At 59.1% G+C, this 14,972-nt stretch carries 12 protein-coding genes and 1 pseudogene; 11 read left to right on the top strand and 2 right to left on the bottom strand.

All coding sequences use genetic code 11. From position 1 onward, the window contains the following. Positions 1 to 103: 103 nt before the first annotated feature. The 11 genes and pseudogenes from bioF to J2Y56_RS08985 all read left to right on the top strand — a co-directional run bounded on the left by bioF (position 104) and on the right by J2Y56_RS08985 (position 11,914). On the top strand, positions 104 to 1,282 hold the full coding sequence (gene bioF / locus J2Y56_RS09035; protein WP_310349793.1) for an 8-amino-7-oxononanoate synthase: 1,179 nt from the start codon (positions 104 to 106) through the stop codon (positions 1,280 to 1,282). Continuing rightward, the gene (locus tag J2Y56_RS09030) at positions 1,275 to 2,006 is read left to right on the top strand and encodes an alpha/beta fold hydrolase (RefSeq protein ID WP_310349792.1); all 732 of its coding nucleotides are present in this window, start codon (positions 1,275 to 1,277) and stop codon (positions 2,004 to 2,006) included. Before bioF ends, J2Y56_RS09030 begins: the two co-directional genes overlap by 8 nt. After that, positions 1,999 to 2,811, top strand: coding sequence for a malonyl-ACP O-methyltransferase BioC (gene bioC, locus J2Y56_RS09025; protein ID WP_007947830.1), 813 nt, complete (start codon positions 1,999 to 2,001; stop codon positions 2,809 to 2,811). The genes J2Y56_RS09030 and bioC overlap by 8 nt, the downstream gene beginning before the upstream one ends. Then, a complete protein-coding gene (gene bioD, locus J2Y56_RS09020) occupies positions 2,808 to 3,488 on the top strand; it encodes a dethiobiotin synthase (RefSeq protein ID WP_007947829.1) in 681 nt (226 codons plus the stop codon). Before bioC ends, bioD begins: the two co-directional genes overlap by 4 nt. 104 nt (positions 3,489 to 3,592) lie before the next feature. Continuing rightward, entirely contained in the window at positions 3,593 to 3,889 is a 297-nt protein-coding gene (locus tag J2Y56_RS09015; protein ID WP_007947828.1) for a hypothetical protein, read from the top strand. A 275-nt stretch (positions 3,890 to 4,164) separates the two neighbouring features. Next, positions 4,165 to 5,970: a phenylacyl-CoA dehydrogenase gene (locus J2Y56_RS09010; protein WP_007947827.1), complete on the top strand. Its 1,806-nt coding sequence runs from the start codon at positions 4,165 to 4,167 to the stop codon at positions 5,968 to 5,970. 172 nt (positions 5,971 to 6,142) lie between these two features. Next, a complete protein-coding gene (locus J2Y56_RS09005) occupies positions 6,143 to 7,432 on the top strand; it encodes a GGDEF domain-containing protein (RefSeq protein WP_007947826.1) in 1,290 nt (429 codons plus the stop codon). Between the two features lie 90 nt (positions 7,433 to 7,522). After that, the gene (locus J2Y56_RS09000) at positions 7,523 to 9,319 is read left to right on the top strand and encodes an acyl-CoA dehydrogenase C-terminal domain-containing protein (RefSeq protein WP_310333544.1); all 1,797 of its coding nucleotides are present in this window, start codon (positions 7,523 to 7,525) and stop codon (positions 9,317 to 9,319) included. A 189-nt stretch (positions 9,320 to 9,508) separates the two neighbouring features. Continuing rightward, entirely contained in the window at positions 9,509 to 11,287 is a 1,779-nt protein-coding gene (locus J2Y56_RS08995; protein WP_310349788.1) for an acyl-CoA dehydrogenase C-terminal domain-containing protein, read from the top strand. Positions 11,288 to 11,587: 300 nt separating this feature from the next. After that, positions 11,588 to 11,671, top strand: a pseudogene (locus J2Y56_RS08990) (transcriptional regulator); the annotation flags it as partial. An 84-nt stretch (positions 11,672 to 11,755) separates the two neighbouring features. Beyond that, on the top strand, positions 11,756 to 11,914 hold the full coding sequence (locus J2Y56_RS08985; protein ID WP_007947822.1) for a YqaE/Pmp3 family membrane protein: 159 nt from the start codon (positions 11,756 to 11,758) through the stop codon (positions 11,912 to 11,914). Between the two features lie 113 nt (positions 11,915 to 12,027). Here J2Y56_RS08985 and J2Y56_RS08980 read toward each other — a convergent pair whose 3' ends face one another. Both J2Y56_RS08980 and pqqE read right to left on the bottom strand, forming a co-directional pair. Then, complete coding sequence (locus J2Y56_RS08980; RefSeq protein ID WP_310349787.1) at positions 12,028 to 13,860, bottom strand: S9 family peptidase; 1,833 nt, start codon at positions 13,858 to 13,860, stop codon at positions 12,028 to 12,030. Beyond that, a complete protein-coding gene (gene pqqE / locus J2Y56_RS08975) occupies positions 13,826 to 14,968 on the bottom strand; it encodes a pyrroloquinoline quinone biosynthesis protein PqqE (protein WP_310349862.1) in 1,143 nt (380 codons plus the stop codon). The genes J2Y56_RS08980 and pqqE overlap by 35 nt, the downstream gene beginning before the upstream one ends. Positions 14,969 to 14,972: the final 4 nt, after the last annotated feature.

Below are 14,972 nucleotides of genomic sequence, written 5' to 3'. Positions count from 1 at the left end.
GCGATTGCGACCTTCCAGTCACATCAATGTTGGCTGTGAATCCGCAATCGCGAGCAGGCTCGCTCCCACATGGAATATCTGACATTCCTTAGTTGAGGCCTGCATGTCTTTCGATCTCGCCGCACGCCTTGCTGCCCGTCGTGCCGAAAACCTCTACCGCCAGCGCCCGCTGCTCGACAGCCCTCAGGGCCCGGAAGTGGTGGTCGATGGCCAACCGTTGCTCGCGTTCTGTAACAACGATTACCTCGGCCTGGCCAATCACCCCCAAGTGATCGAAGCGTGGCGCGCCGGCGCTGCTCGTTGGGGCGTGGGCGGCGGGGCGTCGCACTTGGTCATCGGCCACAGCACACCCCATCACGCGCTGGAAGAAGCCTTGGCTGATCTCACCGGCCGCCCGCGTGCGCTGTTGTTCACCACCGGTTACATGGCCAATCTCGGCGCGGTCACGGCGTTGGTCGGGCAGGGCGATACGGTGCTGGAAGACCGGCTCAATCATGCCTCGTTGCTGGATGCCGGTTTGCTGTCGGGCGCGCGCTTCAATCGCTATCTGCACAACGATGCGGTGAGTCTGGCCAAGCGCCTGGAGAAAGCCACCGGTAATACGCTGGTGGTCACCGACGGCGTGTTCAGCATGGACGGTGACATTGCCGACCTGCCGGCGCTGGCGCGTGAAGCCAAGGCCAAAGGCGCATGGCTGATGGTCGATGACGCTCACGGTTTTGGCCCGCTGGGTGCCAATGGCGGCGGGATCGTCGAGCATTTCGGCCTGAGTCAGGAAGACGTGCCGGTGTTGGTCGGCACACTGGGCAAGGCTTTCGGTACCGCCGGAGCCTTTGTCGCTGGCAGCGAAGAGTTGATCGAAAGCCTGATCCAGTTCGCTCGTCCTTATATCTACACCACCAGCCAGCCACCGGCGCTGGCCTGCGCGACGCTGAAAAGCCTCGAACTGCTGCGCACCGAACATTGGCGCCGTGAGCATCTGAAGACGCTGATCCGCCAGTTCCGCCAAGGCGCCGAGCAAATCGGTCTGGAGCTGATGGACAGTTTCACGCCGATTCAGCCGATCATGATCGGCGATGCCGGGCGTGCGGTTCGCCTGTCGCAGATGTTGCGCGAGCGTGGGCTGATGGTGACGGCGATCCGCCCGCCGACCGTGCCGGCTGGCAGCGCCCGCTTGCGAGTGACCCTGACCGCCGCTCACAGCGAGGCACAGGTGCAACTGTTGCTAAACGGCCTGGCCGATTGTTTCGCCCAGCTGAAGCCGGAGCCAAGTCATGCGTGATCGACTGATTCTGTTGCCCGGTTGGGGTCTCGGGATTTCGCCGCTGGAACCTTTGGCGGCGGCCTTGCAGGGACTGGATGAGCATCTGCGAGTCGAGATCGAGCCGTTGCCGGAACTGGAGTCGAGCGATCCCCAAGAGTGGCTCGAAGAGCTCGACTCGACAGTGCCGCAGGATGCCTGGCTCGGTGGCTGGTCCTTGGGCGGCATGCTGGCGACCGAGTTGGCGTCCCGTCGGGGTGATCGTTGCTGCGGCTTGCTGACCCTGGCGAGCAGTGCCTCTTTTATTGCCCATGAGCAATGGCCAAACGCGATGCCCGCCGAGACCTTCGATGCGTTTCTGGCCGGCTGCAAGGCTGATCCACGTATGACGTTGAAGCGGTTTTCGTTGCTGTGTGCCCAAGGCGCGCAGGACCCGCGCGGGTTGTCGCGGCTATTGCTCGGTGGTGCGCCTCAGGCTTCTGTGTCCGTGTTGATGAGTGGACTGGAAGTGCTTGCACAACTGGACACTCGCCAAGCCTTGCAGGCGTTCCGCGGTCCGCAACTGCATCTGTTCGCCGGCCTTGACGGCCTGGTCCCGGCCGAAGCGGCAGGGGACTTGCTGGCGTTGCTGCCTGATGTCGAAATCGGTCTGATTGAACAGGCCGGTCACGCGTTTCTTCTGGAAGACCCCCACGGTGTGGCGGGGGCGATTCAGGCCTTTTTGCACGAGTCCGGTGATGACTGATTTATCCCTTCCCAACTTGCCTGGCGGTTTGCCCGACAAGCGCCAGGTGGCCGCGTCCTTTTCTCGCGCAGCGGCGAGTTACGACAGCGTCGCTGAATTGCAGCGTGATGTCGGCAGCCAGTTGTTGAGTCGTTTGCCGGCTGATTTTGTCCCCGGTCGCTGGCTGGACCTGGGCTGCGGCACCGGCTATTTCAGTCGCGCGCTGGGTGAACGTTTTCCGACCGGTCAAGGTGTCGCCCTCGACATCGCCGAAGGCATGCTCAATCACGCCCGTCCATTGGGTGGTGCCAACCATTTCATCGCGGGCGATGCGGAGCGGCTGCCGCTGCAGGATTCGACCTGCGATTTGATCTTCTCCAGCCTTGCCGTGCAGTGGTGTGCGGATTTTGAATCGGTGCTTAGCGAAGCGTATCGGGTGCTGAAACCGGGCGGGATTTTCGCGTTTGCTAGTCTATGTGTAGGGACGTTGTTTGAGTTGCGTGACAGTTGGCGTCAGGTGGATGGCATGGTGCACGTCAACCGTTTCCGCGAGTTGGGTGTTTATCAGCAATTATGTGCGGCCAGTGGCTTGAGAACTCTCAGCCTGCAAACGCATCCACATGTGTTGCACTACCCGGATGTGCGTAGCCTGACTCATGAACTCAAGGCATTGGGTGCGCACAACCTGAACCCTGGACGACCGGGTGGTTTGACGGGGCGGGCGCGGATCCTTGGCTTGATCGAGTCTTATGAGCAATTTCGTCAGGCCGAGGGATTGCCAGCGACTTACCAGGTGGTTTACGCCGTGTTGGAGAAACCTATATGAGCGCAGCCTATTTCATCACCGGGACTGACACTGACGTCGGCAAGACCACCGTTGCCGCTGGTTTGTTGCATGCCGCGCGCTCGGCGGGTTTGAGCACGGCGGCGGGAAAACCGGTGGCCTCTGGCTGCGATGTGACACCCAAGGGGTTGCGTAACGCCGATGCGCTGGCGCTGTTGGCCGAGTGCTCACTGCCGTTGACGTATGCCCAGGTCAACCCGGTCGCGTTCGAGCCGGCCATCGCCCCGCACCTGGCCGCGAGGGAGGCCGGAGTGGCATTGACGGTGCAATCACTGTTGGCGCCCATGCGCGAGATTCTCGATTTGCAGGCGGATTTCACCTTGATCGAAGGGGCGGGCGGCTGGCGCGTGCCATTGGCGGATCAGGCCAATCTGTCTGACCTGGCGATAGCGCTGGGTTTGCCGGTGATTCTGGTGGTCGGTGTGCGGTTGGGCTGCATCAACCATGCTCTGTTGACGGCCGAGGCAATTGCCCGGGATGGACTACAGTTGGCAGGCTGGGTCGCCAATATCATTGATCCCAAGACTTCGCGCCTGGAAGAGAACCTTGCGACGCTCGCCGAGCGTATTCCAGCGCCCTGCCTTGGGCGCGTACCGAAACTCAAATTGGTGACGGCAGAATCCGTGGCGGAACATTTGCAGCTGGATTTGCTGGACTAGGTTTTCTCTATGGCAAGGCACTATGCCATTAGTGTTTTTGACGGGCCTTTTGCCATCATGTCTGATTCAATGCTCACTATTGATCCTCCAGGACGTCTCTTCCCATGCAAATCTCAGGAAACACCGCTTTTTATGCTGGTCTGAGTACTATTCATTCAGGGCAGAACCGCGTTGATCAAGCGTCCGGGCAGATCGCCAACATTACCATCGAGCGATCAGTGACCAGCCAGTCTTCCGAGGCTCAGGTGGATCGCTTGCGTTCGGTTGACCGCAGTCAGCTATCCGACTTGGCCAGCCATGTAATCGACATGGCCCAAGGTAAACTTCAGATTGAAGCGGGTGCCAAAGTGGCCAAGGCTTCGGATGAAATGCTCGGAACGTTGATCGACACATTCGCTTGAACCCTCGCTGAATGCTCCATTGACGCCGCGACTGTTCGCGGCGTTTTTCTGTGTAAGTCCTTATCCCTCAACTAATCTTTTTTACACAGCACCTTGTTTGTTCAACGGTGGTGTACTGCTGCGTGTTCGATAGATCGGTGAGGTGATGACAAACGGCTAAAGATCGATGCTTGACAAGATTTGGGCGTAAACGTATGTTTCAAACAACTGTTTGATCGCAGCGACAATTCGACGCGGTCGTTCATCCCCGGTTACATCAGCAGAGGTTTTTCGCTATGCCTGACTACAAGGCCCCCTTGCGTGATATTCGCTTCGTTCGTGACGAATTGCTCGGCTACGAAGCGCATTATCAGAGCCTTCCGGCTTGCGCGGACGCAACTCCAGACATGGTTGACGCCATCCTTGAGGAAGGCGCCAAGTTTTGTGAGCAGGTACTGGCCCCGCTGAACCGCGTGGGTGACACCGAAGGCTGCACCTGGAGCGAGTCCGGTGTTAAAACCCCGACTGGCTTCAAAGAAGCCTACAAGCAATTCGTTGAAGGCGGCTGGCCAAGCCTGGCTCACGACGTAGAGCACGGTGGCCAAGGCCTGCCGGAGTCTCTGGGTCTGGCAGTCAGCGAAATGGTTGGCGAAGCCAACTGGTCGTGGGGCATGTACCCAGGCCTGTCCCATGGCGCGATGAACACCATTTCCGAGCACGGTACGCCTGAGCAGCAAGAGGCTTACCTGACCAAACTGGTTTCCGGTGAGTGGACCGGCACCATGTGCCTGACCGAACCGCACTGCGGCACTGACCTGGGCATGTTGCGCACCAAGGCCGAGCCTCAGGCTGACGGCTCCTACAAAGTCTCCGGGACCAAGATCTTCATCTCGGCCGGCGAACACGACATGGCCGACAACATCGTCCACATCGTACTGGCCCGCCTGCCGGATGCTCCGGCTGGCACCAAAGGCATTTCGCTGTTCATCGTGCCGAAGTTCATGCCGAACGCGGACGGTTCGATCGGCGCACGCAACGCTGTGAGCTGTGGTTCCCTGGAACACAAGATGGGCATCCACGGTAACGCCACTTGCGTGATGAACTTCGACGCGGCCACCGGTTTCCTGATCGGCCCGGCGAACAAAGGCCTGAACTGCATGTTCACCTTTATGAACACCGCACGTCTGGGCACCGCGCTGCAAGGCCTGGCTCACGCTGAAATCGGCTTCCAGGGCGGCCTGAAATACGCTCGTGATCGCCTGCAAATGCGTTCGCTGACTGGCCCGAAAGCGCCGGAAAAGGCAGCTGACCCGATCATCGTTCACCCAGACGTACGTCGCATGCTGTTGACCATGAAGGCATTCGCCGAAGGCAACCGTGCGATGGTTTACTTCACGGCCAAGCAAGTTGACATCGTCAAGTACGGCGTGGACGAAGAAGAGAAGAAGAAAGCCGATGCACTGCTGGCCTTCATGACACCAATCGCCAAAGCCTTCATGACTGAAGTCGGTTTTGAGTCCGCCAACCACGGCGTACAAATCTACGGTGGCCACGGCTTCATCGCCGAGTGGGGCATGGAGCAGAACGTTCGCGATAGCCGCATTTCGATGCTGTACGAAGGCACTACCGGTATTCAGGCACTCGACCTGCTGGGCCGTAAAGTGTTGATGACTCAAGGCGAAGCTTTGAAAGGCTTCACCAAGATCGTCCACAAGTTCTGCCAGACCAACGAAGGCAACGAAGGCGTTCAAGAATTCGTCGCACCGTTGGCTGCACTGAACAAAGAATGGGGCGAACTGACCATGAAGGTCGGTATGGCTGCCATGAAAGACCGCGAAGAAGTCGGCGCGGCCTCCGTGGATTACCTGATGTACTCCGGTTACGCCTGCCTGGCCTACTTCTGGGCTGACATGGCGCGTCTGGCAGCCGAAAAACTGGCTGCCGGCACTTCCGAAGAGGCGTTCTACACCGCCAAGTTGCAGACTGCGCGTTTCTACTTCCAGCGCATCCTGCCGCGTACCCGTACTCACGTTGCAACCATGCTGTCGGGCGCCAACAACCTGATGGACATGAAAGAAGAAAACTTCGACCTGGGCTACTAAGCCTTAACGCAGTCCTTCAAAAAACCGCTGCTCCTTGGGGAGTGGCGGTTTTTTTTTTGCTTTACTGCAACCGCTAAAAAAACCTGCCAAAACGCTCAGTAAGTCGGAGTTTCTGCCGTTACAGTAGGTGGGCACAATGCCATCTATTGTCATGACGGTCGGAGCTTTACCCTTGCCGCGTTCTTCCGCTGTACGTTTCAGCCATTTCCTACCGTCGTTACTGCTCTTACTTGCGGGACTTGCGGCTGCCTACATCAAGGACCTCAACGTTTTCTTCACCTCGCTGTTCAACGTGCTACCGACGCTGGTGCTATTGCTCGGCGGTGCGTACTGCGCGGTGTACCGACGGCAGCGAGAGCTGTTTCTGATGGCCACGGTGTACATCGCCTACTTTTTGCTCGATACCCAGACTGATTATTACCGCGACAACGGCAAAGTCCGTGATGACGCCGCCGTGGTGTTCCATTTGTGTTGCCTGTTGCTGCCGCTGATGTTCGGCGTGTTCGCCGCCTGGCAAGAACGCACCCACCTGTTTCAGGACATGGTGGCGCGCTTCGCTGTGTTGTTGGCCGTTGGCAGTGTGGCGCTGGCGCTGGAGCAAAGTTACCCACAGGCTTTGTTGGTGTGGCTGTCGGAAATCCGCTGGCCGGCGCTGCATGGCGCCTGGATGAGCCTGATCCAGCTGTCCTATCCGGTGTTCATCGCTTCTTTCTTGCTGTTGAGTTGGCAATACTGGCGCAACCCGCGCCCGTTGCATGCGGCTCAGTTGGTTGGTTTGCTCGGGTTGTTCTGGGCGCTGCCGAAAACCTTCATTCTTCCGTTTACCCTCAACATCATGTGCAGTCAGGTGATGTTGATGATTGCTGCAGCGGTCGCCCACGAGGCCTATCAAATGGCCTTCCGCGACGAACTCACCGGCTTGCCGGGCCGTCGCGCCTTGAACGAACGGATGCAACGGTTGGGACGCAATTATGTGCTGGCCATGAGCGACGTCGATCACTTCAAGAAATTCAACGACACCCACGGTCACGATGTCGGTGACCAGGTGCTGCGACTGGTCGCCAGCAAACTGTCGAAAATCGGCGGCGGCGGTAGGGCGTATCGCTATGGCGGTGAGGAGTTTGCGCTGGTGTTCGCGGGCAAGACACTCGAAGAATGTATGCCGCACCTGGAAGTCATCCGCGAATCCATCGCCACCTACAATATTCAGCTGCGCAATCAGGACAACCGGCCTCAGGACGACCAGCAAGGTCGCCAGCGTCGCTCGGGTGCGGGCGCATCCAGTGTGTCGGTCACGGTCAGCATCGGTGTCGCCGAACGCATGGAGCAACGGACGCCCGAAAAAGTCCTCAAGTCTGCGGACGAAGCGCTCTACAACGCCAAGGGCGCCGGGCGGAACTGCGTGGTGGCGTTCGGTAAGACGCGCCGTGGCGCGGTGCGCATGGAGGCCGCCGCGGGTTGAGTGATGATGGCGCATTCAGCGTCTGGACTGTGATTGTGGGGCGTGGTGGGCGGCAGTAGGTTTGAAGCATCTGCTGACGGAGAAACGACCATGCCTGAGTACAAAGCTCCCCTGCGCGACATGCGCTTTCTGATCGACCACGTCTTTGATTTCCACAGCAGCTATGCTGCGCTGGGCGCCACTGACGCCAGCCCGGACATGGTCAATGCGATCCTCGAAGAAGGCGCGAAATTCTGTGAGAACGTTCTGGCCCCGCTGAATCGCAGCGGTGACGAAGAGGGCTGCCATTTCGACAATGGCGTGGTGACAACGCCTACAGGTTTTAAACAGGCTTTCGCACAATACGTGGAGGGCGGCTGGCATGGTCTGGCGGCGGATCCGACGTACGGCGGCCAAGGCCTGCCGAGTTCGCTGGGGCTGGTGATCGGCGAGATGGTCGGCTCCAGCAACACGTCCTGGGGCATGTATCCGGGGCTGACCCACGGCGCTATGTCGGCGATCCACGCCCACGGCACCGAAGAACAGAAAAACACCTACCTGAGCAAACTCACCGCCGGCCAATGGACCGGCACCATGTGCCTGACTGAAGCCCATTGCGGCACCGACCTGGGCATGATCAAGACCCGCGCCGTGCCTTCAGCCGATGGCAGCTACGCAATCTCCGGCAGCAAGATTTTCATCTCGGCCGGCGAGCACGACATGAGTGACAACATCATTCATCTGGTGCTGGCAAAACTGCCGGACGCACCGGCCGGTACCAAGGGCATTTCGCTGTTTATCGTGCCCAAGTTCTTGCCCGATGCCGAGGGAGAGGCGGGCGAGCGCAATGGCGTTTCCTGCGGTTCGATCGAACACAAAATGGGCATCAAGGCTTCGGCGACCTGCGTACTGAACTTCGATAGCGCCAAAGGTTTCTTGATCGGTGAGCCGAACAAGGGCTTGAACTGCATGTTCACCATGATGAACCACGCGCGCCTTGGCACCGGGATGCAAGGGCTGTGTCTTGGGGAAGCAAGCTTTCAGGGCGCGATCAAGTACGCCAACGACCGCCTGCAAATGCGTTCGCTGACCGGGGCGAAAGCGCCGGAAAAAGCCGCCGACCCGATCATCGTTCATCCTGACGTGCGCCGGATGTTGTTGACCATGAAAGCCTTCAACGAGGGCAACCGCGCGCTGACCTATTTCACGGCGCAACTGCTGGACGTGGCGCATCTGAGTCCGGATGAAACCGCGCGTCAGGACGCCGAAGACCTGTTGGCGTTTCTGACGCCGATCTGCAAAGCCTTCATGACCGACACCGGGCTGGAAGTGACCAATCACGGCATGCAGGTGTTTGGCGGGCACGGGTTCATACGTGAGTGGGGCATGGAGCAGTTGGTTCGCGATTGCCGGATCGCCCCGATCTACGAAGGTACCAACGGTATTCAGGCGCTGGACTTGCTCGGACGCAAAGTGCTCGGCAGTCAGGGCAAGCTGCTGCGCGGCTTCACCAAAATCGTGCATAAGTTCTGCGCGGCGAACGCCGGGCACCCGCAGCTCGCCAGCTACGTGGCGCAACTCAACACGCTGAATCAGCAGTGGGGCGAGGTGACCACCAACGTTGGCATGGCAGCGATGAAGAATGCCGACGAAGTCGGTGCGGCATCCGTGGATTATTTGATGTACAGCGGTTACATCATCCTCGGCTATCTGTGGCTGCGCATGGCGCTGGTGGCTCAGGCGCAGCTCGATGCGGGTAGCGCTGATGCAGATTATTGTCAGGGCAAGCTCGCGACCAACGAGTTTTACTTCAAGCGTTTGCTGCCACGCACCGCCGCTCATCGGGCGGCCATCGAGGCGGGAAGCGATTGTCTGATGAAGCTGCCAGCGGAGTTGTTTTCGCTTTAGTCTTTTAAAATCCGTCACACAGGAGACCCGCATAATTGCGAGTTTTTTAATGACTGAATAGTCGGTGACTAATCATTACAAAATGGTCACGGGCTGACCCTATGTGTCACAAAAGTTGTTGGGTTACACTCGGACTCAACGAACACACCATTCCTACGAATCACCCGTTTAGATCTTGCGAGGTTTGCCATGGCTGACTACAAAGCTCCCCTGCGCGATATGCGCTTCGTCCTCAATGAAGTTTTCGAGGTCGCCAAACTCTGGGCCGAGCTGCCTGCACTGGCCGATACCGTCGATGCGGAAACCGTCGAAGCCATTCTTGAAGAAGCCGGCAAGGTCACCAGCAAAAGCATCGCACCTTTGAGCCGTGCGGCAGACGAAGAAGGTTGCCATTGGGCCGACGGTGCGGTCACCACCCCGGCAGGTTTCCCACAGGCGTATCAGACTTATGCCGAAGGTGGCTGGGTTGGCGTCGGTGGTGATCCGACCTACGGCGGCATGGGCATGCCCAAGGCTGTTTCGGCGCAGGTCGAAGAAATGGTCAACTCCGCCAGCCTGTCGTTCGGTCTGTACCCGATGCTGACCGCCGGCGCCTGCTTGTCGATCAACGCCCATGCCAGCGAAGAGCTGAAAGCCGCGTACCTGCCGAACATGTACGCTGGCGTCTGGGCCGGTTCCATGTGCCTGACCGAGCCGCACGCCGGTACTGACCTTGGGATCATCCGCACCAAGGCCGAACCTCAGGCCGACGGTTCCTACAAAGTCAGCGGCACCAAGATCTTCATCACCGGTGGCGAGCACGACCTGACCGAGAACATCATTCACCTGGTGCTGGCCAAACTGCCGGACGCGCCAGCGGGTCCGAAAGGCATTTCGCTGTTCCTGGTGCCGAAGTTCATGGTCAATGCCGATGGCAGCCTCGGCGCGCGTAACCCGGCGAACTGCGGTTCGATCGAACACAAAATGGGCATCCAGGCATCTTCGACCTGTGTGATGAACTTCGACGAAGCCGTCGGTTACCTGGTCGGCGAGCCGAACAAAGGCCTGGCAGCGATGTTCACCATGATGAACTACGAGCGTCTGGGTGTCGGTATCCAGGGCCTGGCGACTGGCGAGCGCTCGTATCAGAACGCCGTTGAATATGCTCGCGACCGTCTGCAAAGCCGTTCGCCGACCGGCGCGCAAAACAAAGACAAAGTCGCAGACCCGATCATCGTCCACCCGGACGTGCGTCGTATGCTGTTGACCATGAAAGCCTCGAACGAAGGCGGCCGTGCGTTCTCGACTTACGTGGCCATGCAGCTGGATACCGCCAAATTCAGCGAAGACGCGATCACACGCAAACGTGCAGAAGACCTGGTTGCGCTGCTGACTCCGGTAGCCAAGGCATTCCTGACCGACCTGGGTCTGGAAACCACCGTGCATGGCCAGCAAGTGTTCGGCGGCCACGGTTACATCCGTGAATGGGGCCAGGAGCAACTGGTGCGCGACGTGCGTATCACCCAGATCTACGAAGGCACCAACGGCATTCAGGCGCTGGACCTGGTCGGGCGCAAGATCGTCGGCACCGGCGGGGCGTTCTACAACCTGTTCGCTGACGAGATCCGTCATTTCACCGCGACGGCCGACGCCAGCCTCGCCGAGTTCACCAAGCCGCTGAACGACGCCGTGACCACCCTCGACGAACTGACTGCATGGGTGCTGGACCGTGCGAAAAACAACCCGAATGAAATTGGCGCCGCTTCGGTCGAGTACCTGCAAACCTTCGGTTACGTCGCCTACGCCTACATGTGGGCGTTGATGGCCAAAGCCGCGTTGGGTAAAGAAACGCAGGACGATTTCTACGCGAGCAAGTTGGGTACGGCGCGGTTCTATTTCGCCCGCCTGCTGCCACGCATTCACTCGTTGAGCGCGTCGGTGAAAGCCGGTAGTGAATCACTGTTCCTGCTGGATGCTGCGCAGTTCTGAAAAACATGACGTCATGTAAGCAATCTCTTACATGACGTGCTGCTGTTCTCCCATAGGCGAAGATTGGATCCACAGTTAATCTTCATTACACGGACGTCGCGCAGGAAGCGCAAAGCAACAACACGGACACGTAGGATTCTGCCAGGACGGCGGAGTGAAATGGATGTCAGGGAAACAGTCTGCAAAGCCCCGCTTCGGCGGGGTTTTCTTTTGCCTGCAGAAAAGTCATCAGCTCAGGCCGTAAGGGTTTTCGAGCGGTTAAAGCGTTCATCGGGCCCTTTCATCACATCCTCCCAATAGAAATCGGGCTACAAACATCCCAGCGGCATGGCGCTGAAGTTGCTGAGCATCGTTCAAAAACATGGCCTTGAAATACTGGCCTGAGGCATTGCACTGAACCCTGACGAACGGCACAGGTCGATTAGCTATAGTGCTTACACGAGCCTACTTAAAATCAGGAGCTGCCCCATGGACTTTGTTCGAATCATCATCGCCATTCTGTTGCCGCCATTGGGTGTATTTCTGCAAGTCGGTTTCGGCGGGGCGTTCTGGCTGAATATTTTGCTGACGTTGTGCGGGTACATTCCAGGGATCGTGCATGCGGTTTATATCATCGCCAAGCGTTGAATTTCGCAGCGTCAGCTAGATCGCTATCGCGAGCAGGCTCGCTCCCACACTGGATCTATGGTGTACAGAAATCCCTGTGGGAGCGAGCCTGCTCGCGATGGACGCGCCGCTAATCAGGCATTGTTCCCAAGCGCGATCACCCGCCGATAAAACAACCACTCCTGCTCCAACGCATGGGCCTGATTGCCTGCCTTGCGAAAGCCGTGGCGTTCGTCAGCGTAGTAATGCGCTTCGACCAGAATGCCGTTGTCCTGCAACGCCGTGACCATGTCGCGGGTCTGTTGCGGCACGACCACCGCGTCCAGCTCACCTTGAAAGAAAATCACTGGCACGCTGATGTTGCCCGCATGCAGCAGCGGTGTTCGTGCGGCATAACGCTCGGCATCCTGCACCGGATCGCCGATCAGCCAGTCCAGATAATCGCCTTCGAATTTGTGAGTGGCACGGCCCAGGGCGACGGGATCGCTGACACCATAAAGGCTGGCACCGGCGCGGAAGACGTTGTGAAAGGCCAGCGCACAAAGGGTGGTGTAGCCACCGGCGCTGCCACCGCGAATAAACGCCTTGTCGCCATCGATCAAGCCTCGTTCGGCGAGGTGCGCGACGACCGCGCAGGCATCTTCCACATCCACGTCACCCCAACTCAAATGCAATGCCTGGCGATAAGCCCGGCCATAGCCGCTGCTGCCGCGATAGTTGAGATCGGCCACGGCAAAGCCGCGTTGCGCCCAGTACTGAATGCGCGGATCGAGCATCGGGTAGCACGCCGATGTCGGACCTCCGTGAATAAATACCACCAGCGGCGGTTTCGCATCGCCGCTCATCGCAGGATAGAAAAACCCATGGGCTTCACCCAGGCCGCTGGGGTAGCGCAGGGTTTGCGGGACGCTGATCTGCTCGGCGGGTAACGGTGCAATGCCGCCGGCCAGTACCTTGACCTGCCAGTTATCGCGGTCAATGGCAATGACTGCCGCCGAACTGAACGGCGATGCGGCGATGCAGTATATGAATTGCTCATCCAGCGCGAGATGGCGGAAGCGGCTGTATTCGCCGGTGAAATCGTCATGGGTGTCACCACAAAGACCCAGTCGGCCAAATCCACCTTCGGTCCAACTCGCCAGGTAACGGTTTTCAGTCAGGGGCAGCCAAGTGCAGCCCCCTAATTGCCAAGGCGCCGGTCCATGGTCCGCTGCGGCGCTTGGCAACGGACTCAAACCGTCTAAAGACTCCACCCATGGCTGCCAATAACCGCCGCGATCGGTCAGACAAAACAGGCGACCGTTGTCATCGAATCGAGGTTGTTGCAGCGACTCCTGAATATCCTCTCCCGCCACACAGCGCGGCGACGCAAACTCTCCATCGCTCTGACGTTCGGCAACCATCAGCCGAGTTGCAGTCCAGGGCTGATTCGGGCGGCTCCATTCGATCCACGCGAGGCGTTGCGAGTCTGGGCTCAGGGTCGGCGCCGCGTAGAAGTCGGCACCTTCTGCCAGCAGATGACGCCCACCATCATTCACATCAATCGCCACCAGCCGATGCCGGTTACCGTCCTCTTCAACCGCCAAAACCTGTCCGTTGGCGAATTGCAGATCGCCATAACGGTATCCGCTTGAAGTCAGCACTTCAGGCGTTTCACCCGTCAGCGACTGCCGATACAGCTGTTGGTCCGCCTCGTTGACGAAAACCACCCCGCCATCGGTCAGACAAAACGCGCCACCGCCATATTCGTACACCCGACTGCGCACACTGAAACCCGCAGGCGTCAGGCAATGTGCCTCGCCATCGCGCCAATGCCAGATCCGGCAGGCGGCGTCCTCGGGCCGATACTCGATCCAGAACAGGCCATGCTGGCCGACCTGAAGTTCGGCAAAATCGACACCGGCAGCGACGGCTTTAGCGGCGCTGAAGGGCTCAGCTTTTTGCGATGAGTCGTGAATTTCGTTCATTGCGAAAGGCCAGTTGTTCGATGGTCTGGGTCGCGTGCTCGGCTTCTTCCCGGGCCTTGAGGATCACGCCGTGATGTTCGGATTTGCTGCACACCGGGTCGGCATTGCTCGCATCGCCCGTGAGCATGAACGCCTGGCAGCGGCAGCCGCCGAAGTCCTTTTCTTTCTCGTCGCAGGAGCGGCAGGGCTCGGGCATCCAGTCGTAACCGCGAAAACGATTGAAGCCGAACGAGTCGTACCAGATGTGCTGCATGCTGTGGTCGCGCACGTTGGGAAACTGCACCGGCATCTGCCGGGCGCCGTGGCAGGGCAGGGCGGTGCCGTCCGGCGTGACCGTCAGGAAGATGCTGCCCCAGCCATTCATGCAGGCTTTCGGGCGCTCTTCGTAATAGTCCGGCGTGACGAAAATCAGCTTGCACGGATGCCCTTCGGCTTCCAGCTTGGCGCGGTATTCATTGGTGATGCGTTCGGCGCGGACCAGTTGTTCCTTGGTCGGTAAAAGGCCGACCCGGTTGAGCTGCGCCCAGCCGTAAAACTGGCAGGTGGCGAGTTCGACGAAGTCCGCCTCAAGAGCGATGCACAGCTCAATGATCCGGTCGATCTTGTCGATGTTGTGCCGATGGGTCACGAAATTCAGCACCATCGGATAGCCGTGAGCCTTCACCGCACGGGCCATTTCCAGCTTCTGCGCGAAGGCTTTTTTCGAGCCGGCCAGCAGGTTGTTCACCTGCTCATCGCTGGCCTGAAAGCTGATCTGGATGTGGTCCAGGCCGGCCTTCTTGAAGTCACTGATTTTCTGCTCGGTCAGGCCAATGCCGGAGGTGATCAGATTGGTGTAGAAACCCAGCTTGCGCGCCTCGGCAATCAGTTCGGCGAGGTCTTGGCGCACCAGCGGTTCACCACCGGAAAAGCCCAACTGCGCTGCGCCCATCTCCCGGGCTTCGCGGAAGACTTTCAGCCACTGCTCGGTGCTCAACTCTTTGCCTTGCTCGGCAAAGTCCAGTGGGTTGGAACAATACGGGCATTGCAGCGGGCAGCGGTAAGTCAGCTCGGCGAGCAACCAGAGCGGCAAGCCGATGTCGGGTTTGGGCGGTAACTTGTCTGACAGGGAA

It is taken from the genome of Pseudomonas sp. BE134, from assembly GCF_031456105.1.
Lineage (GTDB): Bacteria > Pseudomonadota > Gammaproteobacteria > Pseudomonadales > Pseudomonadaceae > Aquipseudomonas.
Note: the sequence above shows the minus strand (reverse complement) of the source record. Positions and strands in the feature narration are given on the sequence as shown.